This is a genomic window from Streptomyces sp. NBC_01255 (assembly GCF_036226445.1).
Taxonomy (GTDB): domain Bacteria; phylum Actinomycetota; class Actinomycetes; order Streptomycetales; family Streptomycetaceae; genus Streptomyces.
In genome coordinates this window covers 2,871,104-2,898,038 of sequence record NZ_CP108474.1, presented here as the reverse complement: position 1 = coordinate 2,898,038, position 26,935 = coordinate 2,871,104, and the positions used below count along the sequence as shown (strand labels likewise).

The following is a 26,935-nucleotide window of genomic DNA, read 5'->3' as shown; positions in this document are numbered from 1 at the left end:
ACAAGTGAAGCACTATAGCCGTCGTGGTTGCGGCTGCAGCCCACTTCCCGAAGACGAAGAGGACCGGTTTGCGCAAGCTCACCTACTACATCGCCTGCACCATCGACGGCTTCATCGGTGACCCCGAGGGCGATGCCACGTCCATGTTCACGTTCCTGGACGCGCCGTACCTGCAGTTCATGGGCGCCGAGTACCCGGAGACGATCCCGACGCAGGCTCGGGAGACGCTCGGGATCGACGGCGACAACAAGCACTTCGACACCGTCATCCAGGGGCTGGGGTCGTACCGGCTCGCCCTGGACGTCGGCGTCACCAGCCCGTACAGCCACCTGCGCGAGTTCGTCGCCACCCGGTCGCTGGCCGAGTCGCCCGACCCCGATGTCGAGCTGATCGCCGACGACCTCGTCGGACGCGTCCGCGAGCTCAAGGCCGAGGACAGCCCCCTGGGCGTCTGGCTCTGCGGCGGCTCCACCATCGCGGGCGAGCTCATCGAGGAGATCGACGAGCTGGTCATCAAGACGTACCCGCAGGTCTACGGCTCCGGCATGCCGATGTTCGGCGCCGGCTTCGAGCCCCGCGACTTCGTGCTGGGCGAGGTGCGCACCTTCGACAACGGCGTGCTCGTCCGTACGTACTCCAGGAAGCGGTAGTGGCGGAGGGCGGGTCCGTGCGAGGCGTCCTACCCTGGAAGCATGGGTGACGAGGTGCCTCGCACGACGCGGGACCCGCTGGCCGAGAGCAGATGTCCGGCCTGCGGCCGACCGCGCGCCAAGCTGGCCACCCGGCACAAGGTCCTCGGGGCCTGGGTGCCGGAGTGGGAAGTGCAGCCCTGCCGCAACCCGGACTGCCCCCTCCACGAGGGCGCGGAGACGGCCGCCGAAGACGCTCCGGACACCGGCGCGGAAGCCACTAGCGCGCAGGTGACCGGCAAGAACGGCGAGAACGGGAGAAGTCCGGCCACCGGGTGACCGGCCGCGCGCCGGAGCCGGTCATACCGCTACAGTCCGCGCATGTCATCGGAGTCGACAGAAGTCTGGACCGGCTGGTACCGGGACCGCAGCGGCGCGGAAGCGATCGTCATCACGGCCACCGGGCGGCACGTCGCCACCCGGATCAGGGGGGTCGAGTACACGGGCGCGACCTTCGCCGCGCTCAGCGCCGCCGAGAGCGGCGGGCAGGCCCTCGGCGGCTGCGTCCTGGAGTGGGACCTGCCGCTCCCCGTCGTCATGGACGGCGTGGCCCAGCAGGCCACCCTGAGCTGTCTGCTGACGCTCGGTGAGCGCTCGGACCTGAGCCTGACGCTCCACTACGGTGGCGCCGCCTTCGAATCGTGCGTCGCCGGAGGTGACTTCGACGGGGCGCTCGACCGGGTCCGGCGCCAGCTCCCGCCCGGCGCCGACTTCGGCCGCCGTCTGCTGCAGGCGGCCTGACACCCGGGTCCCGAACCCCACCCGAACGCCGGACGGCGGCGCCCCTCGCGGGCGCCGCCGTCCTCTTCGTACGCGTGCGGATTCGTGCGCGTACGGACGCGCCTCCTGGGGTCAGGAAGCCTTGAACGCGGTGGCGAGCCCGTTCCGCCACAGCTGGTCGACGCGGGAGCGCTCCTGGGCGTTCGGCTGGGCGTTCTGGCAGGACGTGCCGGGGCCGCCGCCCGACATCAGCTCGCTGCACGGCCCGCTGTAGTGGTCCGGCAGACCGAGGACGTGCCCGGTCTCGTGGGCGGTCACCCGGGTGGAGTTGTACTGCTGGTTCTGCCGGTAGTCGAGGAAGATGTAGCCGCTGCCGTGGCCGTCGGTGCTCGCGTACGAGCCACGGGAGTCGTTGCCCTCGTAGTACCGGAAGTCCGGGTTGCTGCCCTCGACGAGCCGGACGTTCACCACCGAGCTGTTCCATATCTGGGTGGAGCGGGCGATCTGGGTACGGAAGCTCGGCGCGTTGGACGCGCTGTAGACGACGGTGACGGCGGCCGCGCCCGGGTTGGCGGCCCGCTTCTTCGCCACCGACTTCACGACGGCCTCGAAGAACGCCTTGTTGGCCTTGGCGTCCTCGGCCGAACCGGCGTACGCCACGGCTGCGGGAGCGGCCGCCGGAGCCGTACCGACAGCCGCCGCCGGAGCCGTACCGAGCGAGGCGGCGAGACCGAGGCCGAGGGCGGCGGTCAGTACGGAGTTGAGGACCTTGGGGTGACGCATGGGGGGCTCCTCCTGTAGGGGGTCGGAGAGAGTCTCGGGGAAGCCGGGGCGCGTGGGGATGATGTCAACTGCCGATAGCCCGCCCACATCACCCTGCTCGATGACGCCAACTGCCTTGCAAAGCAAGGTATTTGACGCGCTCCGGCTGTCTGGTGCGACACAGGTCGCCGCCCTACCCTCGGGGCATGGAGCTGGAGGTGAGACATCTGCGCGCGCTCTGCGCCATCGCGGACGCGGGCAGCCTGCACAAGGCGGCGCGGCAACTGGGCATGAGCCAGCCCTCGTTGACCACCCAACTGCGCCGGATCGAGAACTCCCTGGGCGCCGAGCTCTTCTCCCGCGGCCGCACCGGCTGCCTGCCCACCCCGCTCGGCCGCTCCGTGCTCAGCCGGGCCCGCCCCCTGGTCGCGGACATGGCCGCGCTGGTCACCGAGACCCGGGCCGCGGTCGCCCGCACCGAGGGCCCCGGACTCCGCGTCGGCTCCACCGCCAGCCGTGCGCTCCCCGGCTGGCTGCGCCGACTCCGCCAGCGCCTGCCCGGCACGGACGTCGGCCTCCGCATGGACGTCTCCGCCCACACGCTGCTGAACACGGTCGCCGCGGGCCAGCTCGACGTGGCCTTCGTCCACGAGGTCGAGGGCTGCCCCCTACGGGTCCCCGAGGGGCTTCAGCGGCGGGTCCTGGTCGCCCGCGAACCGCAGTTCGTCTCCATGGCCCGCGACCACCCCGCCGCCGCGAGCCCCGTCGTCGACCTCGCCGACCTCGCCCGCGACCACTGGATGGTCGATCCGACCGTGGACGGCGAATGGGACGGCCTCCGGCGGGTCCTCGCCGCCGCCGGCATCGACCCGCCGCTGCTCCACGGCGACTACCACACGGCCGCCTCCCTCATCGTCCTCGGCGAGGCCGTCGCCCCCTGCCAGCCGACCTCGGTCCCCCGCGAGGACATGGCGATCCGGCCGCTGCGCGGCGACCCGCTGGCGGTCCGGCTGCTGCTGTACGCGCGCCCGGGGACGGCCCTGGACACGCTGTACGCGGAGCTCGCCGCCGCCTATCGCGAAGCGGCCCTGCGCGCCACCCCGTACCGCGAATGGCTACGGCGCCAGGGCGCGGCCGCCGGAGCGTCGGTGGGGCCGTGCATGATGGCCGTATGAGCGATCGTGACGGTGAAGGCGGAAGGGCCGCGGTGCGCCGCGCCCGCGCGGAAGACCTGGGGCGGGTCGTCGAACTCGTCGCCGAACACGCCGAGTACGAGAAGGCGGCACCCCCGGCCCCGGGCCTCGCGACCCGCCTGGCGGGCCTCCTCTTCGACGGGCCCGGCGGCGCGTCGCACGGACCGGCGGGGCCCGGCGGCGAGGTGCCCCGCCTCCGCTGCCTGGTCGCCGAACTCCCGGACGGGAGCCTCGCGGGCTACGCCACCTGCGCGCCCGAACTCTCCACCTGGGACGGCGTCGCGTACCTCCACATGGACTGCCTCTACCTCACGTCCACGGCCCGGGGCCACGGCCTCGGCCCGCTCCTGGTCGACGCCGTCCACGCGGAGGCACGCGCCCTGGGCCTGACGGAGATCCAGTGGCAGACCCCCGCCTGGAACGAGGGGGCGATCCGCTTCTACGACCGCCTGGGCGCGACGTCCAAGGAGAAGCGCCGCTACACCCTTCCGGTGGACCCGGCCTAGGGCCTGTCCGGCGGATCATGGCCGGGGTCGCGGCGGACAGGCCCTAGGACGCTCAGCGGGTGTCGGCCGGGCGGGCGTCGACCAGACCCCGCTCCGGATCGGCCCGGAGGCCGGCCTGCCAGACCACGGGCCCGCACCGCTCGCCGTTGGGTGTGACCTTCCGCAGCGTGACCTGGGCGGTGCGGTCGTAGAGGCGTCGGCCATCGGCCGGGTCGGTGGCCCGGAAGCGCACGGCCACCCGCTGCTCTCCCGTGGCCTCGGGCAGGAGCAGGTTGAACGTCCCGAGGGGGCCGCCCTGCTGCCCCTGTCCGTCCCGGCAGACCTCGTCGGCGCAGAGCCGGTACCGGGCGTCGACGGGGAAGTGCGCCGTATCCCAGACGACATGCACCTGGGATTCCGCACCGATCAAGGTGCACACCGGCCGCTCTTGGCCGCACCCTGCGGCCGTCACCACGGCCGCCGACGTCGCCGCGGCCACCGCCCAGCGCATTGCTCTCTCCACCGTCATGACCCGAAGTATCGGGGGCGGTCTCCCCGGTGGCCGCCTTCCGGCAAGAAGACTGGCCGGAAAAGACCGCACCCGGACCGCCATGGACGCCGTGTACGGCGGCCTGCGGACCGGGTGCGGACCGGGAAGCCGGGCGAGCGGGAAGACCCGCCGGCCCTGAGGCGTGACCAGGGGTCAGGCCTTCTTCGTCTCCCAGAAAATGCGGTCGATCTCGGCGATGAGCTCCAGCGCCTTCTCGCCCGTCTTCGGGTCGGTCGACGCCTTGGCGGCCGAGAGGGCCTTCAGGGTGTCGTTGACCAGCTGGTTGAGCTCGGGGTACTTCTCGAAGTGCGGGGCCTTGAAGTAGTCGCTCCAGAGCACCGAGACGTGGTGCTTCGCGAGCTCCGCGCGCTGCTCCTTGATGACCGTGGCACGGGCACGGAAGTGCGCGTCCTCGTTCGCCAGGTACTTCTCCTGAACAGCCTTGACCGACTCGGCCTCGATGCGGGCCTGGGCCGGGTCGTACACGCCGCACGGGAGGTCGCAGTGGGCGCTGACCTTCACCTTGGGGGCAAACAGGCGGGAGAGCATTGAGCCGTCCTTCCTCGTGATCGTCTTCTCAGGTGGGACATTACTCGGTGAGAAGGGCGTTTTCGCGGGCGCCCCCTGGGGCTTAGGTCAAAAGTCCAGGGTCACCATGGGACTCGTGTACGAGTGGACGAGACGGGTCGACGAGGCGCGTCGGCGCGTGGGTCGGGAGTGCGGATGAGGGAAGCGGGACCGGAGCGCGTGGGTGCGGCCGGGGCGCCGTTCGGGATCGCCGAGGTCACGGGGGTGTCGATGGTGCCCACGCTGCTCCACGGCGATCAGCTGCTCGTGCGCTACGGCGCCCGGTTGCGGCCCGGCGCCGTCGCCGTGCTGCGGCATCCGCTCCAGCAGGATCTGCTCATCGTGAAGCGGCTGATCGAGCGACGTGACGGCGGCTGGTGGGTGCTGGGCGACAATCCGGACGCCGAGGGGGACAGTCGGGTCTTCGGGGCCGTACCGCCCGAGCTGGTTCTCGGGCGGGTGCGGGCGCGGTACCGGCCGGTGACGCCGGGGCGTCAGCGGTCGGCCTGGGTGGTGCTCTCCTGGCTCTTCTCCTCGGTCAGGCCCGTGTGGTCGGACCGCTCGGCCTCCAGGCGCTTGCGGGCCCGGTAGGCGGCCACGTTGGCCCGGGTCGCGCAGCGGTCCGAGCAGTAGCGGCGGGAGCGGTTGGTGGAGGTGTCGAGGTAGGCGTTGCGGCAGGGCGGCGCCTGGCACAGGCCGAGCCGGTCCGCGCCGAACTCCGTCAGGTGGAAGGCGAGCCCCATCGCCGCGATCGCCGCGTAGCCCGCGGTCGCGTTCGAGGGGTGGTCGGCGAGGTGCATGTGCCAGCGGGGCCGGCCGTCCTCGTCGAGGGTGTCGTGGCCCGAGATCTGCGGGCTGACCGGGAACTCCAGGAGCAGGGAGTTCAGCAGGTCCACGGCCCCGGTGTGGTCGCCCTCGTCGGCCGCGGTGAAGACGGCCCGCAGGCGGGTGCGCACCGACCGGAAGCGGGTCACGTCGGAGTCGGTCGCCCGCCGGGCCATCTGGGTGGCCGGGCCGAAGAGCTCCCGGATCACCTCGACGGAGGTCAGGGCGTCCTTGTTGCGGGCCGGCTCCTCGGTGTTGACGAGACGAACGGCGTAATCCGAGTAATAGGCCAGTTCCACTTGTAGTCCTTACTCCGGCGGTCTAGTGTCTCGGTCGGAAGGGGTAACGCCTGTGTCCCCTATGAGGGTATTACGAAGCGGGGAGGGTACGGCGATGACCGGAACCGACTGGGCGGGCTGGCAGCAGAGCTGGGACCGTCAGCAGGAGTGGTACATGCCGGACCGTGAGGAGCGGTTCCGGGTGATGCTCGACATGGTCGAGGCCGTGGTGGGACCGAAGCCCCGCGTGCTCGACCTCGCGTGCGGTACGGGAAGTATCACGGATCGGCTCCTCCGGAGGTTCCCGGAGGCGACCAGTACCGGTGTCGATCTGGATCCCGCTCTCCTGGCCATCGCCGAGGGGTACTTCTCCGGCGACGAGCGCGTCACCTTCGTGACCGCCGACCTCAAGGACCCCGCCTGGACCGCGCGGCTGCCCCACGACTCGTACGACGCCGTCCTCACCGCCACCGCGCTCCACTGGCTCCACACCGAGCCCCTGACCGCCCTCTACGGGCAGGTCGCCGGTCTCGTCCGCGACGGCGGCGTCTTCATGAACGCCGACCACATGATCGACGAGAGCACGCCCCGCATCAACGCCGCCGAGCGGGCGCACCGGCACGCCGTCATGGACCGGGCCAAGGCCGACGGCGCCCTGGACTGGGCCGCCTGGTGGGCCGAGGCCGCGAAGGACCCGGCCCTCGCCGAGCCCACCGCCCGCCGCTTCGAGATCTACGGCGAGCACGCCGACGGCGACATGCCCTCCGCACGCTGGCACGCGGAGACCCTCCGCGCCGCCGGTTTCGGCGAGGCCCGCCCGGTGTGGGCGTCGCCCTCCGACACCCTGCTCCTCGCGGTGAAGTAGCCGGTAACCCGAAAGAGGGAAGGGGCGGTACGGGTGACCCCGTACCGCCCCTTCCCTCGTGCGTCTCAGAGCACCTTGGACAGGAACGCCTTCGTCCGGTCGTGCTGCGGGTTGCCCAGGACGTCCCGCGGGTGGCCCGACTCGACCACCACGCCGCCGTCCATGAAGACCAGCGAGTCGCCCACCTCGCGGGCGAAGCCCATCTCGTGGGTGACGACGACCATGGTCATGCCCGACTCGGCCAGGTCGCGCATGACGTCGAGGACGTCACCGACCAGCTCGGGGTCGAGAGCCGAGGTGGGCTCGTCGAAGAGCATCAGCTTCGGCTCCATCGCCAGCGCGCGGGCGATGGCGACGCGCTGCTGCTGGCCGCCGGAGAGCTGCGTGGGGTAGTTCCCGGCCTTGTCGGCCAGGCCGACCCGGTCCAGCAGCCGCTCGGCCCGCTCGCGGGCCACGGCCTTGGACTCGCCCTTGACCTGGATCGGCGCTTCCATGACATTGCCCAGGGCCGTCATGTGCGGGAACAGGTTGAAGCGCTGGAAGACCATGCCGATGTCCCGGCGCTGGGTCGCGACCTCGCTGTCCTTCAGCTCGTAGAGCTTGTCGCCCTTCTGGCGGTACCCGACCAGCTGGCCGTCGACCGAGAGGCGCCCGGAGTTGATCTTCTCCAGGTGGTTGATGCAGCGCAGGAAGGTGGACTTGCCGGAACCGGACGGGCCGATCAGGCAGAACACCTCGCCGTTCTGCACCTCCAGGTCGATGCCCTTGAGGATGTGCGCGGCGCCGTAGGACTTGTGGACGCCCTCGGCCTTCACCATCGCGGTCACTTGGCCACCGCCTCACGGTTGGAGAATCGGGAGAGGTTCGCCTTGATCTTCTGCCACGGCGTGGGCGGCAGCGACCGCAGGGAGCCGCGGGCGTAGTGCCGCTCCAGGTAGTACTGGCCCACGCTGAACACCGAGGTCAGGATCAGGTACCAGATCGAAGCGACGAAGAACATCTCCATGACCGCGAACGAGGTCGAGGCGATGTCCTGCGCGGCGCGCAGCAGATCCGGGTACTGCACGGCCACGACCAGCGAAGAGGTCTTCAGCATGTTGATGAACTCGTTGCCGGTCGGCGGGATGATCACCCGCATCGACTGCGGGAGCACCACACGCCGCATGGTCTTCGCCTGGCTCATGCCCAGGGCGTGCGAGGCCTCCGTCTGACCCTCGTCGACCGACTGGATGCCGGCCCGGACGATCTCCGCCATGTACGCGCCCTCGTTCAGGCCGAGGCCCAGCAGGGCGGCCAGGAAGGGGGTCATGACATCGGTCATCTCGTCCTTGTAGAACCCGATGTTGAACACCGGGAAGATCAGGGCGAGGCTGAACCAGATGAGCAGCTGCACGTAGACCGGCGTGCCGCGGAAGATCCAGATGTAGAGCCAGGCGACCGAACTGGTCACCGGGTTCTTCGACAGGCGCATCACGGCGAACAGCACGCCGAGCACCAGACCGAGGGCCATCGAGGCCACGCTGATCAGGATGGTGTGCCAGAGGCCGCTCAGGATGGTGGAGTCGAACAGCTTCTCCGGCACGGTCGCCCAGCGCACGTTGCCCTGGGAGAAGGCGTACCCGAGGAGTACCAGCAGGGCCACCACCAGGACGCCGGCGACCCAGCGCCCGTAGTGGCGGACCGGAATGGCCTTGATGGCCTCCGGCGGGACTCCCGCCGGGGCGGGAGCCCCGGCCGGAACCTTGTCGATCTTGTCAGTCACAGCGACTGCCCTTCAGTCTTGCGGGAGAGGGTCAGGAGCCGCCGTTGATCTTGGCCGCGGGGATGGCGCCGTCGCCGGCGTTCCACTTGTCGAGGGCGGCCTTGTAGCTGCCGTCCTTGATGGCCGCGTCGAGGGCTTCCTTGAGCGCGTCCCGCAGCTGGACGTTCTTCTTGTCGACGGCGATGCCGAAGAGGCCCGCGTCCGTCTTGTTGGCGATCGCCTCGAAGTCGTTGCCGCCACCGGCCGTCTGGGCGATGTAGGCGGCGACCGGCGAGTCGTTGAGGTCGGCCACCGCGCCGCCGGCCTTGACGCGGGTCTGCGCCTCGGCGTCGGTCGGGTACGACTCGAAGGTCAGCTTCGGCTTGCCGTCCTTCTCGCACTTGGCGGCCTGGTCCTTGGCGGCCTGCTCGTACGTCGTGCCGCGCTGCACCGCGAGCTTCTTGCCGCACAGGTCGTCGAGGGACTTGATGTTCTCCGGGTTGCCCTTCTTCACCAGGATGCCGGTGGAGGCGGAGAAGTAGTCGACGAAGTCGACGCCGGCGCCGGTCTTCTTGCCCTTGTCGTCCAGGCCCTCTTGGCGGGCCTTGGTGTCCGTCATCGAGGACATGACGACGTTGGTGCGGCCGGTCGTCATCGAGGTGAGCAGGGTGTCGAAGGTGCCGCTCTCGAACTCGAACTTCACGCCGAGCTGCTTGGACAGGGCGGCGGCGACATCGGGGTCGATGCCGACGATCTCCGCGCCCTTCTTGAACTCCATCGGGGCGTACGTGGCATCCGTGCCGACCTTGATGACGCCGGCCTTCTGGATGTCGGCCGGGAGCTTCGAGAACAGCGGCGCGGTGTTGGCGGAGGCGCCGTCCTTCGTCGGGGTCGCGGAGCCGCCCGCGGTCTGGTCGCCACAGGCGGTCAGCAGCATCGAGCCGGCGACCGCGATGGCGGCGACCGCGGCAAGACGGGACGTGCGGGTCTTGGCGGCGGTCGTACAGCGCGTGGAGCGTGCGGTCATGGTCGGGTTCCTCCGGCGTGTGAGGGGCTTGCCAGCAGGTCACGTACGCGTCTTCGAGTGTCGCGACCTCGTGTGATTACGGCATCTTGCCATTCGGACTGCCTCAAACCGACGGCCATGGATGTCAAAATCGGGTAACGGGTGACCCCCGAATCACGACAGGCCGGTACATCAAGGCCGGACCTTCTTCGGGATCTCTTCCCCGTTACCGGAAAATCTCCGGTAGATCTCGCCATTCGGACGAGCTGAAAGCGGCCATTCGGGTGCCGTAGGCATCTATAGGGACATGGGGTGACGTGTCGTGCTCCGTCCGTGTCCGGATGCACTCGGTATGAGTCGCGTCACCGAGCGCATATGGACTCGTCTGCGGTGCCGTCCGTCCGGTAAGAAGGATCCTTACACCCCTCATCCGGGGCTCAGGGCGCGTTGTGCGGCGCGCCCGAGCGGCTGCCAGACAAGGCGGCCGCGGTGCCTCCCCACCCCTCCTCAACCAGGAGTGGCCACCCTCAAATGAAACAGACTTAAGGGGTCTTCCCAATGGCAGCGGAGATCGTCAATCCTCGCAATGACAGTGGTACGGACGGGGCTCCCGAGCCCTTCGATCCTGTCTTCGCCCTTCACCGGGGCGGCAAGATGGCCGTGCAGGCCACCGTTCCCCTCCGGGACAAGGACGACCTGTCCCTCGCGTACACGCCCGGCGTCGCCAAGGTGTGCACCGCGATCGCCGAGCAGCCCGAGCTGGTCAACGACTACACCTGGAAGTCCCAGGTCGTGGCCGTCGTGACCGACGGTACGGCGGTGCTCGGCCTCGGCGACATCGGCCCGGAGGCCTCCCTCCCGGTCATGGAGGGGAAGGCCATCCTCTTCAAGCAGTTCGGCGGCGTGGACGCGGTCCCGATCGCCCTCGCCACCACCGACGCCGACGAGATCGTCGAGACGGTCGTCCGGCTCGCCCCGTCCTTCGGCGGAGTGAACCTGGAGGACATCTCGGCGCCGCGGTGCTTCGAGATCGAGCGCAAGCTCCAGGAGCGCCTCGACATCCCCGTCTTCCACGACGACCAGCACGGCACCGCGATCGTCACCCTCGCCGCCCTCCGCAACGCGGCGAAGCTGACCGACCGGACCCTCGGCGACCTGCGCGCGGTCATCTCCGGCGCCGGTGCGGCCGGTGTCGCCATCGCCAAGTTCCTGCTGGAGGCCGGCCTCGGTGACGTCGCCGTCGCCGACCGCAAGGGCATCGTGAGCCGGGACCGCGAGGACCTCACCGACGTCAAGCGCGAGCTCGCCGAGATCACGAACAAGGCGGGCCTGACCGGCTCCCTGGAGACCGCCCTCGCCGGCGCCGACGTCTTCATCGGCGTCTCCGGCGGTACGGTCCCCGAGGCGGCCGTCGCCTCCATGGCCCCGAACGCCTTCGTGTTCGCCATGGCCAACCCGAACCCCGAGGTCCACCCCGACGTCGCGCACAAGTACGCGGCCGTCGTGGCGACCGGGCGTTCGGACTACCCGAACCAGATCAACAACGTCCTCGCGTTCCCCGGCATCTTCGCCGGCGCGCTCCAGGTCCGGGCCTCCCGGATCACCGAGGGCATGAAGATCGCCGCGGCCAACGCCATCGCGGACGTGGTCGGCGACCAGCTCGCCGCCGACTGCGTGATCCCGTCGCCGTTCGACGAGCGGGTCGCCCCGGCCGTCGCGGCCGCAGTGGCCGCCGCCGCCCGTGCGGAGGGCATCGCGCGCCGCTGAGCTCGCACCTGAGCCCCCGACAGGGCCCCGTTCCGGACCACCGGGACGGGGCCCTGTCGCGTGGGCGGGGCCTCGTCGCGTGGGCGGGGCCGGGGCCTCGTCGCGTACGGCGGAGGTATGTGTCACACGGGTGCGTGGTTCCGCCACGCGCCCGTCCGACCCTAGGGTCGGGGCCATGTTCGCTGCCTACGCTGCCCGAATCGACCGCGACCAGCCCCTGAACGGGCTCGAATTGGGCGAACGCCCCGAGCCCGAGGTCCGGCCCGGCTGGACCACCGTCACCGTCAAGGCCGCCTCGCTCAACCACCACGACCTGTGGTCGCTGCGCGGGGTCGGACTGCCCGAGGAGAAGCTGCCGATGATCCTCGGCTGCGACGCCGCCGGCATCGACGAGGACGGCAACGAGGTCGTCCTGCACTCCGTGATCGGCCAGACCGGCCACGGCGTCGGGCCGGACGAGCCCCGCTCCATCCTCACCGAGCGGTACCAGGGAACGTTCGCCGAGCGGGTGACCGTGCCCCGCTGGAACGTGCTGCCCAAGCCGAAGGAGCTCTCCTTCGAGGAGGCCGCCTGCCTGCCCACCGCCTGGCTCACCGCGTACCGCATGCTCTTCACCAACGCGGGTGTACGGCCCGGGGACTCGGTGCTCGTGCAGGGCGCGGGCGGCGGCGTGGCCACCGCCGCGATCGCCCTCGGCAAGGCGGCGGGCCTGCGGGTCTTCGCCACCAGCCGCGACGAGGCCAAGCGCAAGCGCGCCGTCGAGCTCGGCGCCGTCGAGGCGTACGAGCCGGGGGCGCGGCTGCCGCAGCGCGTGGACGCGGTCATCGAGACCGTCGGCGCCGCGACCTGGTCGCACTCGGTCAAGTCGCTGCGGCCGGGCGGCACCCTGGTCATCTCGGGCGCCACGAGCGGGGACCGGCCCGCGCACGCCGAGCTGACCCGGATCTTCTTCCTGGAACTGAAGGTCGTCGGCTCGACCATGGGCTCCAAGGACGAGCTGGAGGACCTGCTGTCGTTCTGCGCGGCCACGGGCGTCCGGCCGGTCGTCGACGAGGTCCTGCCGCTGGACCGGGCCCGCGAGGGCTTCGAGAAGATGGCGTCCGGCGAACTCTTCGGAAAGATCGTCCTGACGACCTCTTGATGACTCGTCAGTAATACTGATGGGATCTCCGGCACACGAAACATGAACATCTCTCACATCCTCGTGCCGGAGGTCTTCCTTGTTGCGAACCACCCTTGTGGCGAGTGCCGTCGTCGCCGCGCTGCTCACCCCGACGGCCGCCCATGCCGAGACCGGGGGCGCGGGCGGTGACGGCATCCCCGCCCTCACCGACGCGTACGGCCGCACCCTCACCCTGCGCGGCTGGAACCTCGCGGACAAGGCGAACAGCGGCGACGCCGCCCTCTCCGCGATCACCGAGAAGCACATCCGCGACATGCGCGCCAAGGGCTTCAACTTCGCCCGACTCCTCGTCTTCTGGGACGACCTGGAGCCCCGCCCCGGCCAGTACAGCCAGGCCTATCTGCGCAAGATCGAGCGCATCCTGGGCTGGGCCGAGAAGCACGACGTCACCGTGGTCCTCGACGCCCACCAGGACGTCTTCGGCCCGGCCTTCGGCCATCGGGGCATCCCCGAGTGGGCGACCAGGACCGACGGACTGCCCTTCACCCCGCACCCCGACGACTGGTTCTCCGAGTACTTCGAGCCGGCCGTCCAGCGGGCCTTCACCCACCTGTACGAGGACGAGGACCTCCGGCTCGCCCAGGCCCGCATGTGGCGGGTGCTCGCCGACCGCTTCGAGGACCACCCCGCCGTCCTCGGCTACGACCTGATCAACGAGCCGATGGGCGAGATGGGGGAGGGCGAGGACCTGGCGACGGCGGCCCGCCGCATCGAACGCGAGCAGCTGACCCCGATGTACAACCGGATGGCGGACACGATCCGTTCGGTCGACCCGGACACCTGGATCTTCGTCGAGCCGACCCCCATCGTCGGCGAGGGGGTGCCCACCGGACTCGGACGGATCGACGACCCCCGGATCGTCTACGCTCCGCACTTCTACAACGCCGGCATGGAGGCGGGCACCGACTACGACCCCGACGCCCGCTGGGTCGAGAACTACGAGCAGGCCGTCACGCTGTACCCCAAGGAGTACAAGGTGCCTGTCGTGGTGGGGGAGTGGGGCCCGCTCAACAACTCCCTGCCGAACATGAACCGCTTCTACCGCGAGGCGATGTCCTCCCTCGGCCGCTACAGCTCGGGCTGGGCGGGCTGGGAGTGGTGCTACGGCGGCGGGTACTGCGCGGTGGACGGCACCGGCGCCTTCCGCACGAACAAGGAACTGACCGCCGAGCCGTACGCGGAGGCCGTCGCGGGCACGGTCCGCTCCGCGGCCTACGACGCGGCGACGGGGGTCTACCGCCTGTCGTACGACTCCGCGGGGCGTCGCGGCCCCCGCGTCACCGAGCTCTCGCTCCCGCCCGGCGACTGGCGGGTGACGGCCCGGGGCGGGGCGCTCGTACTCCGCAAGGACCGGGGGAGGGCCTGGATCCTCGCGGCCCCGGGCGCCCGGGTGACGGTCACCGCCACCCGGGGCTGACCCGGCCCGCTCGTCAGCTCGTGCGCTGCCCGTTCAGCAGGTCCGTGATCCGGACCGCCGCCGTCGACAGATGGCGGCGGGTCTCGGTCAGCTGCTCCCCGCTCACTCCGTGGTCCCGGGCCGCGTCCCGGATCTCGTCCCGGAAGCGGTCGAGCAGCCGGTCGAGATCACGGCCCGGGTCGCCCGAACCTTCCGTGTCACGCGCCCACTCCGGCGCGCGGTCCGGCGCCCACTCCGCCTCGTCGGCGGAGTCGGACACCACGGCTTCCTCTGCGGCTCCGGACGAACCTGCGGCTCCGGTCGCCCTGGCCGTCGCCTTCGGATGGGCCGTGCCCGCCACCAGACCGCCGAGCTGTGCCGTGATGTCCGAGAGGCCCTCCCAGACCCCCGTGGGCCAGTCACCGTGCGAGAACCGGTCCTGGACCTCCTCCTGGACCTGCTGGGCGATGCGCTGGAACTCCTTCGCCTGGTGGCGGGCCGACTGGGCCTCCGCCTTGGCCTGGCGGGCCTGTTCCTTCCACTCCTGCTTGGCCCGGCGCAGCTCCTCCTTGGCGTCGGCGAACGACGCGCTCTCCGCCGCCCGCGCCTGCCCCGCCGCCGCGCGCATCTCGCTGCGCACCCGGCCGGCCGCGCCGCGTACGTCGTCGCGGATCTCCGCCGCCAGCTCCGACACCGAGTCGCGGATCTCCCGCTCCAGATCGGTCAGTTCGGCCCCGCGGCCGGCCAGCTCGGCCCGGCCCGCGTCGGTGATCGAGTAGACCTTCCGGCCGCCCGCGCTGGCGTGGGTGACGAGGCCTTCGGCCTCCAGCTTGGCGAGCCTCGGGTAGACCGTGCCGGCCGAGGGCGCGTAGAGCCCCTGGAAGCGCTCCTCCAGGAGCCGGATCACCTCATAGCCGTGGCGGGGGGCCTCGTCGAGGAGCTTGAGGAGGTAGAGGCGGAGGCGGCCATGGGCGAAGACGGGCGGCATGTCAGAGCACCTTTCCGGTCGCGGAGGGGGAAGCCGAGGGGGAGGCCGCCTCGGGGCGGCGGAGGAGGGCGATGGAGCCGGAGACGGTGGTCGCCGTGAGCGTGCCCCGCCCGGAACCCAGTGTGCCGGTGACGGACTTGGTGCCCCACTCTCCGGTCACCCGCAGATCCTCGAAGGCGTTCGACACGGAGCCGATCGTCGTGCTCGCCTCCACCCTGGCGTCGGTCGGGTGCGGCAGCCGGATGGCGACCTGACCGGAGACGCTGCTGAGCTGGATGTCGACGGGCGGCCCGTCGAGCTCGCCCGGGTCGAGGTCGATGACCATGTCACCGCTGATGGTCTCGGCCTTCACGGAGCCGCCCGCGCCCTCGATCACGGTGACGGCGCCCGTCGCCGAGCTGATCCGCAGAGCGCCCGTGACCGACTGGGCCTCCAGGCTTCCGGAGACGCTCTCGGCGTGGACCGGACCGGAGAGCCCGAGGAGGGTCGTGTCGCCCGTGACGCCGCGCACTTCCGTACGTCCTCTGATGCCGGAGACGACCGCTTCGGCGTCGACCGCGCCCACCTCGACGTCGACGCCCGCGGGGACGGCGACGGAGACGACGGCGCGGCGCCGGTGGCCCTTGCGGTCGAACCACTTGTGGAGGTTCTTCCAGTGCAGGTCCTCGTAGGTCACGGTCAGGGTGGAACCGTCCTGCGACACGATCAGCGGCGGGCCCTCGATCTCGGAGATCTCGACGTGGGTGGAACTCTCTTCCGTCCCCACCACGTTCACCGTGCCGCTGACGATGCGGACCTGCAGGCGCGTGACGGGATCGGCCGGGGCGAGCCTCGTCGGCTTGGTGACGGTCCACTCTGTCATGGTGCTGGCCTCCCGTTTCGACAACGCAACATATCGCGACTCTCGATAGACACGATATGTCGCGGTTGGGGGAAGTCAACCCTGACTCTTCCCCGATATGCAGGGGGCAATCACCGCCGTACACGGACAAAGTGGCTAGCGTGGGGGAATGAACGCGACATCCGGATCGAGTCCCTCAGGGGCACTGCTGCTCTGCCGTGCCGACCCGACGGCGGTCAGACCGCCGGCCCAGCTCCTGCGGGAACAGCTGCTCCTCGCCCCCGCGGGCGACGACTGGAGCGTGCTCGTACCGGAGGGGAAGCCCTGGCTCCACGGCGGGGAGCCCGTCGAACAGGTCGTCACCGGCTGGGCCACCGCCCTGGCCGTCTCCGCCGCGACCTGGCCCGTCCTCGCCCTGTGGTGGGACCGCGACCGGGCCGGGATCACGCTCGCCGCGGGCTTCCGCCGCACCGTCGGCTACACCTGGCTCGCGGACGGCACGCCCGTCGGCGAGGACGAGGCCATGCGTACCTTCGCCGCCCGGCTCGCCCTCGACCCCGTCCTGGACGTGCAGGCCCTGGAACCGCTCACCGAACCCGACCCGGAGGCCGACGCCCACCGCCGGCTCGTCGGTGTCGTCGCGGTTCTCGCCCGCACCGGCCTCGCCCTGCCGACCGGACTCGTCCCCGGCGACAGCGCCGACCGGCTCCGCTCCGTCGCCCTCGCGCAGGGCGCCGAGCAGCTCGAATGGCCCGGCTGGCGCGATGCCGTGCGGGCCGAGCTGGACGTGGTGGAGGAAGGGCCCCTCGGCCCGTACCTGCGCGGCCCCAGGGCGCGGGTCCTGGGCGGGGCGCAACTCGCGGCGGGCGTGCCGCTGCTGGTCTGGGGGATCGGACGGCGCAGCGGCGGCTGGACGACGGCGGGGGCGCTGCTCGTCGCGCACGGCGCGCTCGGACTGGCCTACGACCGGCTGCGGGACCGCTGACTCCACGGCTGACGGCGCGGCCGGGAACGCTTCCTACTCGTCGTCCTCGTCCTCGTCGTCCAGACGGGCCAGCCAGGTCGCGAGGCGCTCGACCGGCACCTCGAAGTCGGGGTTGAGGTCGACGAACGTGCGCAGCTGCTCGGCGAGCCACTCGAAGGTGACTTCCTCCTCGCCTCGCCGCTTCTCCAGTTCCTCGATGCCACGGTCGGTGAAGTACATGCGCCAAGGATAGGCCGTGTCCCCGAGGTCCACGGAACGCCGGAGGCCCGGCACCCACCAGGGGTGCCGGGCCTCCGTACGTACTCCGGGACGTACTCCGGTCGATCAGGCGTCGAAGACCTCGTTGACCAGCTGCTGCTGCTCCGCCTGGTGGCGCTTGGCCGAGCCGACCGCCGGGGAGGAGGAGTGCGGACGCGAGATCCGGCGCAGGCGCTCGCCCGCCGGGATGTCCGCGCCGACCGCCAGGTCCAGGTGGTCGATCAGGTTGAGCGCGATGAACGGCCAGGCACCCTGGTTCGCCGGCTCCTCCTGCGCCCAGATGTACTTCGCGGCGTTCGGGTACTTGGCGATCTCGGCCTGGAGCTCGGCACCCGGCAGCGGGTACAGACGCTCGAGACGGATGATCGCGGTCTCCGTGTCGCCCCGCTTCTGACGCTCGGCCTCCAGGTCGTAGTAGACCTTGCCCGCGCAGAAGACGACCTTGCGGACGTCCGCCGCGTTGCCGGCTCCGGAGGAGATGAGCGTGTCGCCGATCACCGGGCGGAAGCCGCCGGTGGTGAACTCCTCCACCTTCGACGCCGCGGCCTTCAGACGCAGCATCGACTTCGGGGTGAAGACGATGAGCGGCTTGTGGTGCGGGTTGTGGACCTGCCAGCGCAGCAGGTGGAAGTAGTTCGACGGCAGCGTCGGCATGGCGACCGTCATGTTGTCCTGGGCGCACATCTGGAGGAAGCGCTCCGGGCGAGCGGACGAGTGGTCCGGGCCCTGGCCCTCGTAGCCGTGCGGCAGGAGCAGCGTGACGCCGGAGGTCTGGCCCCACTTCTGCTCGGCCGAGGAGATGAACTCGTCGACGACGGTCTGCGCGCCGTTGACGAAGTCACCGAACTGGGCCTCCCAGACGACCAGGGCGTCCGGGCGCTCCAGCGAGTAGCCGTACTCGAAGCCCATCGCCGCGTACTCGCTGAGCAGCGAGTCGTAGACGTTGTAGTGGGCCTGGTCGTCGGCCAGGTAGAGCAGCGGGGTGAAGTCCTCGCCGGTCTCCTGGTCCACCAGCACCGCGTGGCGCTGGCCGAAGGTGCCGCGACGGGAGTCCTGGCCGGAGAGCCGGACCGGGGTGCCCTCCATCAGCAGGGAGCCGATGGCGAGGGTCTCGCCGAAGCCCCAGTCGATGGTGCCGTCGTCGATGGAGGCGGCGCGGCGCTGCATCTGCGGCATCAGTCGCGGGTGGACCGTGATCCGCTCCGGGATGGTGACCTGCGACTCGGCGATCCGCTTCACGACCTCGGCGGAGACCGCCGTGGTGACGGAGACCGGGAACTCGGCGCGGGCGTCCGGGACGTGCGCCGGGGTCGGCGCCGCGGTGGCCTCGCGGACCTCCGCGAACACCTTCTCCAGCTGGCCCTGGAAGTCCTGGAGCGCCTGCTCCGCCTCCTCGAGGGTGATGTCGCCGCGACCGATCAGCGACTCGGTGTACAGCTTGCGCACCGAACGCTTCTTGTCGATCAGGTTGTACATCTGCGGGTTGGTGAACTGCGGGTTGTCGCCCTCGTTGTGACCGCGGCGGCGGTAGCAGATGAGGTCGATCACCACGTCCTTGTTGAACGTCTGGCGGAACTCGAAGGCGAGCCGCGCCACGCGGACCACGGCCTCCGGGTCGTCGCCGTTCACGTGGAAGATCGGCGCCTCGATCATGCGGGCCACGTCGGTCGCGTACATCGAGGAGCGCGAGGACTCCGGGGCGGCGGTGAAGCCCACCTGGTTGTTGATGACGATGTGGACCGTGCCGCCGGTGCGGTAGCCCCGCAGCTGGGACATGTTCAGGGTCTCGGCCACGACGCCCTGGCCGGCGAAGGCCGCGTCACCGTGGAGGGCGATCGGCAGGACGGTGAAGTCCGTGCCGCCCTTGTTGATGACGTCCTGCTTGGCGCGGACGATGCCTTCCAGGACCGGGTCGACCGCCTCGAGGTGCGAGGGGTTGGCGGCCAGGGAGACCGTGATCTCCTCGCCGTCGAGACCGGTGAAGGTGCCCTGGGCGCCCAGGTGGTACTTGACGTCGCCGGAGCCGTGCATCGACTTCGGGTCGAGGTTGCCCTCGAACTCGCGGAAGATCTGCGCGTACGACTTGCCCACGATGTTCGCGAGGACGTTCAGACGGCCGCGGTGGGCCATGCCGATGACGACCTCGTCGAGGCGCGACTCGGCGGCCGAGTCGATGACCGCGTCGAGCAGCGGGATGACGGACTCGCCGCCCTCCAGGGAGAAGCGCTTCTGGCCGACGTACTTCGTCTGCAGGAAGGTCTCGAAGGCCTCGGCGGCGTTCAGACGGCGCAGGATCCGCAGCTGCTCCTCGCGCTCCACACGGGCGTGGGGGCGCTCGACGCGGTCCTGGATCCACTTGCGCTGCTTCGGGTCCTGGATGTGCATGAACTCGACGCCCGTGGTGCGGCAGTACGAGTCGCGCAGGACGCCGAGGATGTCGCGGAGCTTCATCATCGACTTGCCGGCGAAGCCGCCGACCGCGAACTCCCGCTCGAGGTCCCACAGGGTGAGGCCGTGCTCGGTGATGTCCAGGTCGGGGTGCTTGCGCTGCTTGTACTCCAGCGGGTCGGTGTCGGCCATGACGTGGCCGCGGACCCGGTAGGAGTGGATGAGCTCGAAGACGCGCGCGGCCTTGGTGACGTCGTCGTCGTGCGACGCGTCGATGTCCTTGAGCCAGCGGACCGGCTCGTAGGGGATGCGCAGCGCCTTGAAGATGTCGTCGTAGAAGCCCTGCTCGCCGAGGAGGTAGTTCGCGACGACGCGCAGGAACTCGCCGGAGGCGGCACCCTGGATGACCCGGTGGTCGTAGGTCGAGGTCAGGGTCATGACCTTCGAGATGCCCAGCTTGTTCAGGGTGTCCTGGGACGTGCCCTGGAACTCGGCCGGGTAGTCCATCGAGCCGACGCCCATGATGACCGACTGTCCGGGCATCAGACGCGGCACGGAGTGGACGGTGCCGAGGCCGCCGGGGTTGGTCAGGGAGACCGTGACGCCGGTGAAGTCCTCCATCGTCAGCTTGCCCACGCGGGCCCGCTTGACGATGTCCTCGTACGCCTGCCAGAACTCGAAGAAGTTGAGCGTCTCGGCCTTCTTGATGCCCGCGACGACGAGCTGGCGGTCGCCGTTGGGCTTCACCAGGTCGATCGCGAGACCGAAGTTGACGTGCTCCGGCTTGACCAGGGTCGGCTTGCCGTCCTTCTCCGCGAAGGAGTAGTTCATCGACGGCATGGCCTTGATCGCCTGCACCATCGCGTAGCCGATGAGGTGCGTGAAGGAGATCTTCCCGCCCCGGGCACGCTTCAGGTGGTTGTTGATCACGATCCGGTTGTCGAAGAGCAGCTTCACCGGGACGGCGCGGACGGACGTGGCCGTCGGCACCTCCAGCGAGGCGTTCATGTTCTTCGCGACCGCGGCGGCGGGGCCGCGCAGCGTGATCAGCTCCGGGCCGACGGGGGCCGTGGTGGCCTCCTTGGCCTTGACGACCGGCGCCGGAGCGGCGGCGGGCCTGGCGGCGACCGGGGCGACCGGAGCGGCAGGGGCCGCGACGGGCTTGGCCGGAGCCGGCGCCGGAGCCGCGGCGGGAGCCGGGGCCGGAGCGGGCACGGAGGCCTGAGCGGCCGCCGGAGCGGCAGGTGCGGCCTGTGCGGGGCCCGCCTGCGGCGCGGCGGGCGCGCTCTGAGTGGTCGTGGTGGGGGCCGGGGCGGTCGGGGTCGCCGACGCTCCCGGCTTGTAGTCGGCGAAGAAGTCCCACCAGGCACGATCGACCGAATTCGGGTCCTGGAGGTACTGCTGGTAGATCTCGTCGACGAGCCACTCATTGGCACCGAAGGCGGCTGCAGGGTTCTGACCCTGCCCGTCTTGGTCGGTCGGGGAGCTCGGGGTACTGGGGGACTGAGACGACACGGCGGCAACCGCCCTCTTCCGCTTCACAAGGTGATGGACAGCGGAAATAAAGGCTACGCCTACCCGGCCGGGAGGTGCAGGCCAGGCACTCCAACGTCGCGCAAGTCACACTTGACGAGGTGTTTCGGGACCATGAATGGCGGGAAACAAGCGGGGTTCCGTACGTGTGAGGGTACGGAAAAGCGGGGGCACGGCCCTCTTCGACCGCATCCCTGATCGCACCCCGTTCACGTGCACGCAGGTCCCGCTCACGTACACGCAGAACGTGCTCTTCCGGTTCGAACCCTACGTCAATCTCTTGGTGGAAGGCTGCCCGGAAGAGTGACCCGGATGCGGCAGCCGCGTGACGATTCGGCCACGCCGATCCCGCCACCGTGCAGATCCACGGCCCAGCGGGCGATCGCGAGCCCCAGCCCGGTGCCGCCGTCGCTGCCCGGACCCTGCCGGTGCGCCGCCGTGCCGCGGTTGAACCGCTCGAAGACCTTGTGCCGCTCCGACTCCGGGATGCCGGGGCCCTCGTCCTCGACCTCCAGCTCCAGCGAGTCCGGATACGGGCCGCGCCGGGCCCGGACCGTGACCCGGCCGTGCGGCGGCGAGTGCTTCACCGCGTTGTCGATCAGATTGGCCATCACCTGGTGGAGCCGCTCCGCGTCCGCGTGGGCGACCAGCTCGGGCGGCGACACGTCCAGGTGCAGATGCACGTCCGTACGGTTGTGCAGCCCCGACGTGGAGAACAGGCCGCGCTGGGACGCGGCGAGGTTCGCCTCCCTCAGCACGCCCGAGAGGTACGGCCAGACCTCGAAACGGCTTGCCTTCAGCGTGACGACACCGTTGTCAAGACGTGACAGGTCCAACAGCGTCTCCACCAGCCGGCCCAGCCGCTCCGTCTGCTTCAGCGCCGAGCGCATCGTCTCCGGATCGGCCTCGGACACCCCGTCCACGACGTTCTCCAGGACGGCCCGGAGCGCGGCGATCGGGGTGCGCAGCTCGTGCGAGACATTGGCGACCAGCTCCTTGCGGTGCCGGTCGACGGCCTCCAGGTCGTCCGCCATGCGGTTGATCGTCGAGGCGAGGTCGCCCAGCTCGTCCCGCCGGTCCGCGCCCCGCACCCGGCGGCTGAAGTCGCCGCGCGAGATCGACCCGGCCACCGTGGTCATCTCGTCGAGCGGAGCCGTCAGGGACTGCGCCACGAACTGGGTGATCAGCAGTGTCGCGATCATCGCGAAGATCGTGATGTACCGGAACTCGGTGGAGGTGCGGATCGCCACCAGGGCGAGACACGAGGTCAGCAGGACCGCGCCGACGACCAGGGCCCCCAGCTTGGTCTTGATCGAGATGACGATCCGCCTCCCCGGCCGCCGTGTCACGGCGCCGGGGTCTCCAGCGCGTACCCCACGCCATGGACCGTACGGATGCGCTCGGCCCCGATCTTCCGGCGCAGCGCCTTGATGTGGCTGTCCACGGTCCGGGTGCCGGAGGCGTCCGCCCAGTCCCACACCTCCGCGAGAAGCTGCTCGCGCGAGAGGACCGCCCTCGGGGTGCTCGCCAGACAGACCAGCAGGTCGAACTCGGTCGGCGTCAGGTGCACGTCCTCGGAACGCACCCGGACCCGGCGCTGCGCGTGGTCGATCTCCAGCTCGCCGAGGCGCAGGATCCCGCTGCGCGGGGTGACGGCCGCCAGCGCGGCCCGCTCGACCCGGCGCAGCAGGACGTGCACCCGGGCGGCGAGCTCGCGCATCGAGAACGGCTTCGTCATGTAGTCGTCCGCGCCGACGCCGAGCCCGACCAGCATGTCGGTCTCGTCGTCCCGGGCCGTGAGCATGAGGACGGGCACCGGGCGCTGCGCCTGGACCCGGCGGCACACCTCCAGGCCGTCGAAGCCCGGGAGCATCACGTCCAGGACCATCAGGTCCGGTTGCCAGGCCTCGGCGGCGTCGACGGCCGCCGGGCCGTCCGTCGCTGTCTGCACGAGGAAGCCCTCGGCGCGCAGCCGCGCGGAGATCGCCTCGACGATCGTCGCGTCGTCCTCGACCACGAGCACCCGCCGCTGGGCCCCGGGAGTGGCCGCCGCACCGTGGTGAGTGGTGTGTGTCTGCTCCATTGCCCCGCCTCGCGTCGCCGATGTCGGTGCAGCAGCCTAGAGGTACGGGTGGTGTCCCGGCTATCCAGGAGTTATCGGGGGCGGGCGGCGAGGTGCACCGCATCGGGGACGCCCCGGGCAACGGGGATCTCTTCGGTCCGTACCCCGCTGAATCCGGCATTCCGCAACGAGTCTTCGAAATCGACCGAGGGTCGCGCGGACCATACGGCGAGGATGCCGCCGGGGTTCAGGCGGGCCGCGCAGGCCGCCAACCCCTCGGCCGAGTACAGGGTTTCGTTGTCCTCGGTGACCGTCCAGTCCGGCCCGTTGTCGATGTCCAGACAGAGGGCGTCGTAGGTGTCGGAGGAGGTGCGGAGGTAGGTCACCAGGTCCGTGTGCAGGATCACGGTCCTCGGATCGGCCAGCGCGCTCCCGGAGATCGCGGAGAGCGGCCCTTCCCGGTGCCAGTCGATGATCGCCCCCTCACGCTCGGCGACGACGATCCGGCCCCAGCGCGGGTCGGCCGCCGCGTGCGCGAGGGAGAAGCCGACGCCGAGGCCGCCGACGAGGACGGAGGCCCCGGAGCGGGACTCCTCGGGGAGGGCGGCCAGGGCCGCGTCGACGAGGAGCCGCTCGGAGCGCCCGTCGGAGGTGTCCATCAGGAAGGTGCCGTTGGCGATGATCTCGAAGTGCTCGGCCCGACGGCGCAGCACGACTTCTCCGTACGGCCCGTCCCGGCGGTCGAGTGTCACGGGGCTGGTCAACGTCGGTCACTCCGCTCTCGGCTCGGCAGTGGGTGGTCCCGGCCATCCTCGCGGGGCGGGGACGGCCGGGACAAACACTTAACGGAGTCGCGCGGTCACGGGGTTACGGGGTTACGGGCGCGGAGCCTCGTGCTCGACGAACCGCTCGATCCGGTTCAGCTCGCGGCGGGCGTCGACCGGGGTGCCGTACGTGCGGTCCCAGGTGATCGGGGCGATCGTGACGTGGCCCTTGTCGAGGAGCCAGGTGGAGTCGGCGTCCTTCCGGCCCTCGGCGCACTCGCCCTCGCCGCTGCCGTCGAACGGGCAGAGGCCGAGCGCGATGTCGAAGGCGTCGCTGTTCCCGCGCTGCTCGAACGCGTGGAAGACGACCGCCCCGTCGCCGACGCGCGTCCAGACCGGGGCCTTGGCCGGCACGCCGGCGCTGACGTCGGGGTAGTCGACCTTGAGGGCGAACTTCGAGGTGAGCAGCCCGCGCTGCTTCAGACCGGCGACGAGACGGGCGCCGAACTCGGCGTGGGCGCGGTAGTTGACGCGCGGGAAGGAGGTGTTGGTGGCGTCGCCGGAGGAGGAGAAGGCGAGGGCCGGGACCTCCTGGTCGATGGCGGCGACGGCGGCGCCGACGGTGCCGGAGTCGTTGACGCTGGCGGAGATGTTGGGGCCGGAGTTGATGCCGGTGAGGACGAGGTCGGGGGCCTCGGTCCAGCCGGCCTTGGCTCTGAGGCCGCCGCGCAGTGCGAGCTTGACGGTGTCGGCGGGGGTGGCGCTCGCGGAGTCCTTGGTGCAGGGGCCGTCGGAGAGGCAGACGCCGTAGACCGCGCCCTGCGCGGGGGCGCCCGCGCAGTCGTTCTCGTACCCGGCGGGCAGGGCGGTGCGGCGCTGGGCGGTGACGGCGCCGCCGTTGGTGACGGCGGTGCCCTTGCCGGACTGCACCTGCCAGGGGGCCATCACGACGACGTCGGCGCCGGCGGCGCACATCGCGCGGCGCAGCTCGTACAGGCCGAGGCCGTCGGAGTTGCTCGCCTTCGCGGCCTGCATCGAGTCGTCGTTGGAGATCAGGATCCGCATCCCGGCGAGCGGCCGGGGGCCGGAGGTGGTGTCCGTGGTGGCGTAGGCGGTGGCGCCCAGGCTGACGAGCATGACGGAGGCCGCGGACAGTGCGACGTACTTGCGCATGGAGAACCCTTCAGGTGCATGACATGCGGGCAGGGAGAAGAGATCCGGGGCCTCGCCCCCCACGGGGAGGCCCCGGATCATTACGCGGGGTCGTTCAGGTCCCCCGCGGTCTGTGGGTGATGCGGCCTACAGGGAGAGCCCGTGGCCGTGGGCGAACACCGGGTCCGCCGTGTCGTTCGGCACGTCAGGACGGGCCGCCTCCACCGCCGCCATCGAGCGCGGCAGCTCGAAGGGCAGCCGTCCCTCGGCCTTCGCCCGCCCGAAGGCCACGTCGAGCAGGGCCTCGTCGCTCGCACCGAAGTCGGCGATCAGCGCCGCCGCCCGCTCGGCGATCTCCGGCAGGACCGCCGGCCGCTCCAGGTTGACGCAGACGACCGTCGGCACGGCGGCGAGCAGACCCAGGATCCGGGTCAGCTCGGGCTCGGCGAAGGCGAGCGAGCCGGAGTGGAAGAACGACTCGAAGATGTTGGGCCGCTCCTCGTACGGGGTGCGCAGCCGCAGCACCGCGAGGTCGGCCTCGGCCGGGTCGGCGACGACGTCCCCGTACTCCGCGGCGACTGCCGGGTCGACGTTCTCCACGTACAGCTTCGGCCGTCCCGACACGGGGAGCGGGCCGTCGGTGAGGACGGTGAGGGAGCGGCGCTGGGCGGCGGCGCCCGCGGCCGTGAAGTCGGCGCGGCCGACGGTCTCCGCGGCCTCGTCGGGGTCGACGTACCGGCGCTCGTCGAAGAGCCCGAGGACGAACTTCTCGCGCAGCAGGCGTCGTACGGACGCGTCGACACGGGCCTCGGAGATCCGGCCCGAGGCCATCAGGTCCACGATCACCTCGGGGCACTGCTCGCCGCCGAACTGGTCCACGCCCGCGTCCAGGGCCTTCGCCGTCCGCTCGGCCACGCTCAGGTGCTCGACGCCCCAGGCCCGCGCCTCGTGCGTCTCGCCGAAGATCGCCGCGTCCGTGAGCAGGCCCCAGTCGGTGCAGACGATGCCGGTGTAGCCGAGCTCCTCGCGGAGCAGGCCCGTGATGACGCCCTTGTTGAAGCCGAAGCCGACCTCTTCCCAGTCGGTGCCTACCGGCTGGCCGTAGTACGGCATCATCTGCGCGCAGCCGGCCGCTATCGCGTGCTTGAACGGCTCCAGGTGGTGCTCCCGCATCCCGCCCGGGTAGACCTGCTCCTTGCCGTGCGGGAAGTGCGGGTCCTCGCCGTCCTTCTGCGGGCCGCCGCCGGGGAAGTGCTTGACCATCGCGGCCACCGAGTCCTTGCCGAGGCGCTCGCCCTGGAGACCGCGGACGTACGCCTCCACCAGCTCGCCCGTCAGCTTCGCGTCGGAGCCGAAGGTGCCGGACTGGCGGGACCAGCGGGGCTCGGTCGCGAGGTCGATCTGCGGGTGGAGCGCCGTACGGAAGCCGACGGAGAGGTACTCGCGGCGGACGGTGTCGGCGAAGGCGAAGACCAGCTCGGGGTCGCCGATGGCGGCGAGGCCGAGCGCCTCGGGCCAGGCGGAGAACGCGCCGGCGTTGAAGGAGGCGCCGATGTTGTCGGTGAAGGCGTGGCGCGGGTCGGTGGAGAGCGAGACCGGGATGCCGAGGCGGGTGCCCGCGGCCATCTCCTGGATCGCGTTGTGCCAGAGCGCCATCTCGCGGGCGCCGTAGGTGCCGAGGAGGTTGAAGTGGGTGAGCTGCCGGTCCTCGATGAGCTCGGGGGTGGTGAGCGGCAGCATCGAACCGTCCGTGTCGGTCACCGGGGTGCCGTCGGGGTTCATCATCAGCATGGAGTGGAAGAGCTGGCCGGCCTTCTCCTCCGGGGTCATCCGGGCGAGGAGATCCTCCACGCGCTCGTCGACGGGGCGGGTGGCGTCCTGGTAGGGGTGCATGTTCGTACGTCCCTGCTTGCGTGACCGGATTGCCGGATTACTTG

At 70.8% G+C, this 26,935-nt stretch carries 27 protein-coding genes; 11 read left to right on the top strand and 16 right to left on the bottom strand.

The window, feature by feature from the left end:
- The first annotated feature begins 68 nt into the window (after nt 1-68).
- Genes OG357_RS12605 through OG357_RS12595 form a run of 3 tightly spaced genes read left to right on the top strand, consistent with a single transcriptional unit; the run spans nt 69 to nt 1,430 of the window.
- Nucleotides 69-650: a dihydrofolate reductase family protein gene (locus OG357_RS12605; protein ID WP_329625575.1), complete on the top strand. Its 582-nt coding sequence runs from the start codon at nt 69-71 to the stop codon at nt 648-650.
- A 42-nt stretch (nt 651-692) separates the two neighbouring features.
- Complete coding sequence (locus OG357_RS12600) at nt 693-968, top strand: hypothetical protein (protein WP_329621229.1); 276 nt, start codon at nt 693-695, stop codon at nt 966-968.
- 42 nt (nt 969-1,010) lie between these two features.
- Nucleotides 1,011-1,430: a DUF6304 family protein gene (locus OG357_RS12595; protein ID WP_317599024.1), complete on the top strand. Its 420-nt coding sequence runs from the start codon at nt 1,011-1,013 to the stop codon at nt 1,428-1,430.
- Nucleotides 1,431-1,541: 111 nt separating this feature from the next.
- On the opposite strand, the gene snpA is transcribed toward OG357_RS12595, so the two are convergent.
- Entirely contained in the window at nt 1,542-2,192 is a 651-nt protein-coding gene (snpA, locus tag OG357_RS12590; RefSeq protein WP_329621228.1) for a snapalysin, read from the bottom strand.
- Nucleotides 2,193-2,377: 185 nt separating this feature from the next.
- Here snpA and OG357_RS12585 point away from each other — a divergent pair, with 185 nt between their 5' ends.
- Together OG357_RS12585 and OG357_RS12580 are read left to right on the top strand one after the other, a co-directional pair.
- Nucleotides 2,378-3,346: a LysR family transcriptional regulator gene (locus OG357_RS12585; RefSeq protein WP_329621227.1), complete on the top strand. Its 969-nt coding sequence runs from the start codon at nt 2,378-2,380 to the stop codon at nt 3,344-3,346.
- Nucleotides 3,343-3,870: a GNAT family N-acetyltransferase gene (locus tag OG357_RS12580; RefSeq protein ID WP_329621226.1), complete on the top strand. Its 528-nt coding sequence runs from the start codon at nt 3,343-3,345 to the stop codon at nt 3,868-3,870. Before OG357_RS12585 ends, OG357_RS12580 begins: the two co-directional genes overlap by 4 nt.
- 52 nt (nt 3,871-3,922) lie before the next feature.
- On the opposite strand, the gene OG357_RS12575 is transcribed toward OG357_RS12580, so the two are convergent.
- Nucleotides 3,923-4,378: a hypothetical protein gene (locus OG357_RS12575; RefSeq protein WP_329621225.1), complete on the bottom strand. Its 456-nt coding sequence runs from the start codon at nt 4,376-4,378 to the stop codon at nt 3,923-3,925.
- Between the two features lie 174 nt (nt 4,379-4,552).
- The gene (gene sodN / locus OG357_RS12570) at nt 4,553-4,948 is read right to left on the bottom strand and encodes a superoxide dismutase, Ni (protein ID WP_015036129.1); all 396 of its coding nucleotides are present in this window, start codon (nt 4,946-4,948) and stop codon (nt 4,553-4,555) included.
- A gap of 174 nt (nt 4,949-5,122) precedes the next feature.
- Between sodN and sodX the strand changes: the two genes are divergently transcribed.
- Complete coding sequence (sodX, locus tag OG357_RS12565; RefSeq protein ID WP_329621224.1) at nt 5,123-5,557, top strand: nickel-type superoxide dismutase maturation protease; 435 nt, start codon at nt 5,123-5,125, stop codon at nt 5,555-5,557.
- Here sodX and OG357_RS12560 read toward each other — a convergent pair.
- Complete coding sequence (locus tag OG357_RS12560; RefSeq protein ID WP_329621223.1) at nt 5,461-6,090, bottom strand: CGNR zinc finger domain-containing protein; 630 nt, start codon at nt 6,088-6,090, stop codon at nt 5,461-5,463. The genes sodX and OG357_RS12560 overlap by 97 nt on opposite strands.
- Nucleotides 6,091-6,184: 94 nt before the next feature.
- Here OG357_RS12560 and OG357_RS12555 point away from each other — a divergent pair, with 94 nt between their 5' ends.
- A complete protein-coding gene (locus tag OG357_RS12555; protein WP_329621222.1) occupies nt 6,185-6,934 on the top strand; it encodes a class I SAM-dependent methyltransferase in 750 nt (249 codons plus the stop codon).
- Between the two features lie 65 nt (nt 6,935-6,999).
- Here the strand turns inward: OG357_RS12555 and OG357_RS12550 are convergent, their stop codons facing one another.
- From OG357_RS12550 to OG357_RS12540, 3 genes are read right to left on the bottom strand one after another with little or no spacing between them, the layout of a single operon-like run.
- Nucleotides 7,000-7,761, bottom strand: coding sequence for an amino acid ABC transporter ATP-binding protein (locus OG357_RS12550; protein ID WP_329621221.1), 762 nt, complete (start codon nt 7,759-7,761; stop codon nt 7,000-7,002).
- A complete protein-coding gene (locus OG357_RS12545) occupies nt 7,758-8,696 on the bottom strand; it encodes an amino acid ABC transporter permease (RefSeq protein ID WP_329621220.1) in 939 nt (312 codons plus the stop codon). Before OG357_RS12545 ends, OG357_RS12550 begins: the two co-directional genes overlap by 4 nt.
- 31 nt (nt 8,697-8,727) lie before the next feature.
- Nucleotides 8,728-9,702 carry an ABC transporter substrate-binding protein gene (locus OG357_RS12540; RefSeq protein WP_329621219.1) on the bottom strand — a complete coding sequence of 325 codons (975 nt, stop codon included), beginning with the start codon at nt 9,700-9,702 and terminating at the stop codon, nt 8,728-8,730.
- A 537-nt stretch (nt 9,703-10,239) separates the two neighbouring features.
- Here OG357_RS12540 and OG357_RS12535 point away from each other — a divergent pair.
- The 3 genes from OG357_RS12535 (at nt 10,240) to OG357_RS12525 (ending at nt 14,048) form a co-directional block, all read left to right on the top strand.
- Entirely contained in the window at nt 10,240-11,448 is a 1,209-nt protein-coding gene (locus OG357_RS12535) for an NAD(P)-dependent malic enzyme (protein ID WP_329621218.1), read from the top strand.
- A 175-nt stretch (nt 11,449-11,623) separates the two neighbouring features.
- Nucleotides 11,624-12,589, top strand: coding sequence for a zinc-binding dehydrogenase (locus OG357_RS12530; protein ID WP_317599072.1), 966 nt, complete (start codon nt 11,624-11,626; stop codon nt 12,587-12,589).
- A gap of 82 nt (nt 12,590-12,671) precedes the next feature.
- A complete protein-coding gene (locus OG357_RS12525; protein WP_443066671.1) occupies nt 12,672-14,048 on the top strand; it encodes a cellulase family glycosylhydrolase in 1,377 nt (458 codons plus the stop codon).
- A gap of 13 nt (nt 14,049-14,061) precedes the next feature.
- On the opposite strand, the gene OG357_RS12520 is transcribed toward OG357_RS12525, so the two are convergent.
- Nucleotides 14,062-15,015 (bottom strand): helix-turn-helix transcriptional regulator, encoded by a 954-nt coding sequence (locus OG357_RS12520; protein WP_329621217.1) that lies wholly within the window; start codon nt 15,013-15,015, stop codon nt 14,062-14,064.
- Between the two features lies 1 nt (nt 15,016).
- Nucleotides 15,017-15,877: a DUF4097 family beta strand repeat-containing protein gene (locus OG357_RS12515; RefSeq protein ID WP_329621216.1), complete on the bottom strand. Its 861-nt coding sequence runs from the start codon at nt 15,875-15,877 to the stop codon at nt 15,017-15,019.
- A gap of 148 nt (nt 15,878-16,025) precedes the next feature.
- On the opposite strand from OG357_RS12515, the gene OG357_RS12510 reads away from it, so the two are divergent.
- On the top strand, nt 16,026-16,841 hold the full coding sequence (locus OG357_RS12510; RefSeq protein WP_329621215.1) for a hypothetical protein: 816 nt from the start codon (nt 16,026-16,028) through the stop codon (nt 16,839-16,841).
- A gap of 33 nt (nt 16,842-16,874) precedes the next feature.
- Here OG357_RS12510 and OG357_RS12505 read toward each other — a convergent pair whose 3' ends face one another.
- The 7 genes from OG357_RS12505 to OG357_RS12475 form a co-directional block, all read right to left on the bottom strand.
- Nucleotides 16,875-17,060, bottom strand: a complete 186-nt coding sequence (locus tag OG357_RS12505; RefSeq protein WP_007266501.1) for a DUF6104 family protein — start codon at nt 17,058-17,060, stop codon at nt 16,875-16,877.
- A gap of 105 nt (nt 17,061-17,165) precedes the next feature.
- Nucleotides 17,166-21,002: a multifunctional oxoglutarate decarboxylase/oxoglutarate dehydrogenase thiamine pyrophosphate-binding subunit/dihydrolipoyllysine-residue succinyltransferase subunit gene (locus tag OG357_RS12500; RefSeq protein ID WP_329621214.1), complete on the bottom strand. Its 3,837-nt coding sequence runs from the start codon at nt 21,000-21,002 to the stop codon at nt 17,166-17,168.
- 290 nt (nt 21,003-21,292) lie between these two features.
- Nucleotides 21,293-22,369, bottom strand: coding sequence for a HAMP domain-containing sensor histidine kinase (locus OG357_RS12495; RefSeq protein WP_329621213.1), 1,077 nt, complete (start codon nt 22,367-22,369; stop codon nt 21,293-21,295).
- Nucleotides 22,366-23,103 carry a response regulator transcription factor gene (locus tag OG357_RS12490; RefSeq protein WP_056644011.1) on the bottom strand — a complete coding sequence of 246 codons (738 nt, stop codon included), beginning with the start codon at nt 23,101-23,103 and terminating at the stop codon, nt 22,366-22,368. The genes OG357_RS12495 and OG357_RS12490 overlap by 4 nt, the downstream gene beginning before the upstream one ends.
- Before the next feature lie 71 nt (nt 23,104-23,174).
- On the bottom strand, nt 23,175-23,846 hold the full coding sequence (locus OG357_RS12485; protein ID WP_329621212.1) for a spermidine synthase: 672 nt from the start codon (nt 23,844-23,846) through the stop codon (nt 23,175-23,177).
- A 111-nt stretch (nt 23,847-23,957) separates the two neighbouring features.
- Nucleotides 23,958-25,019 (bottom strand): 5'/3'-nucleotidase SurE, encoded by a 1,062-nt coding sequence (gene surE, locus OG357_RS12480; protein WP_329621211.1) that lies wholly within the window; start codon nt 25,017-25,019, stop codon nt 23,958-23,960.
- 126 nt (nt 25,020-25,145) lie between these two features.
- A complete protein-coding gene (locus OG357_RS12475; RefSeq protein WP_329621210.1) occupies nt 25,146-26,891 on the bottom strand; it encodes a glycoside hydrolase family 3 protein in 1,746 nt (581 codons plus the stop codon).
- Nucleotides 26,892-26,935 lie beyond the last annotated feature (44 nt).

Excerpts from the sequence above, each read along its gene's own strand:
- OG357_RS12475 (WP_329621210.1), bottom strand. The coding sequence starts at position 26,891 with ATGCACCCCTACCAGGACGCCACCCGCCCCGTCGACGAGCGCGTGGAG.
- OG357_RS12575 (WP_329621225.1), bottom strand. The coding sequence starts at position 4,378 with ATGACGGTGGAGAGAGCAATGCGCTGGGCGGTGGCCGCGGCGACGTCG.
- OG357_RS12505 (WP_007266501.1), bottom strand. The coding sequence starts at position 17,060 with ATGTACTTCACCGACCGTGGCATCGAGGAACTGGAGAAGCGGCGAGGC.
- surE (WP_329621211.1), bottom strand. The coding sequence starts at position 25,019 with ATGCGCAAGTACGTCGCACTGTCCGCGGCCTCCGTCATGCTCGTCAGC.
- OG357_RS12520 (WP_329621217.1), bottom strand. The coding sequence starts at position 15,015 with ATGCCGCCCGTCTTCGCCCATGGCCGCCTCCGCCTCTACCTCCTCAAG.
- sodN (WP_015036129.1), bottom strand. The coding sequence starts at position 4,948 with ATGCTCTCCCGCCTGTTTGCCCCCAAGGTGAAGGTCAGCGCCCACTGC.
- OG357_RS12540 (WP_329621219.1), bottom strand. The coding sequence starts at position 9,702 with ATGACCGCACGCTCCACGCGCTGTACGACCGCCGCCAAGACCCGCACG.
- OG357_RS12515 (WP_329621216.1), bottom strand. The coding sequence starts at position 15,877 with ATGACAGAGTGGACCGTCACCAAGCCGACGAGGCTCGCCCCGGCCGAT.
- sodX (WP_329621224.1), top strand. The coding sequence starts at position 5,123 with ATGAGGGAAGCGGGACCGGAGCGCGTGGGTGCGGCCGGGGCGCCGTTC.
- OG357_RS12490 (WP_056644011.1), bottom strand. The coding sequence starts at position 23,103 with ATGGAGCAGACACACACCACTCACCACGGTGCGGCGGCCACTCCCGGG.
- OG357_RS12535 (WP_329621218.1), top strand. The coding sequence starts at position 10,240 with ATGGCAGCGGAGATCGTCAATCCTCGCAATGACAGTGGTACGGACGGG.
- OG357_RS12510 (WP_329621215.1), top strand. The coding sequence starts at position 16,026 with ATGAACGCGACATCCGGATCGAGTCCCTCAGGGGCACTGCTGCTCTGC.
- OG357_RS12595 (WP_317599024.1), top strand. The coding sequence starts at position 1,011 with ATGTCATCGGAGTCGACAGAAGTCTGGACCGGCTGGTACCGGGACCGC.
- OG357_RS12585 (WP_329621227.1), top strand. The coding sequence starts at position 2,378 with ATGGAGCTGGAGGTGAGACATCTGCGCGCGCTCTGCGCCATCGCGGAC.
- OG357_RS12555 (WP_329621222.1), top strand. The coding sequence starts at position 6,185 with ATGACCGGAACCGACTGGGCGGGCTGGCAGCAGAGCTGGGACCGTCAG.
- OG357_RS12580 (WP_329621226.1), top strand. The coding sequence starts at position 3,343 with ATGAGCGATCGTGACGGTGAAGGCGGAAGGGCCGCGGTGCGCCGCGCC.
- snpA (WP_329621228.1), bottom strand. The coding sequence starts at position 2,192 with ATGCGTCACCCCAAGGTCCTCAACTCCGTACTGACCGCCGCCCTCGGC.
- OG357_RS12530 (WP_317599072.1), top strand. The coding sequence starts at position 11,624 with ATGTTCGCTGCCTACGCTGCCCGAATCGACCGCGACCAGCCCCTGAAC.
- OG357_RS12600 (WP_329621229.1), top strand. The coding sequence starts at position 693 with ATGGGTGACGAGGTGCCTCGCACGACGCGGGACCCGCTGGCCGAGAGC.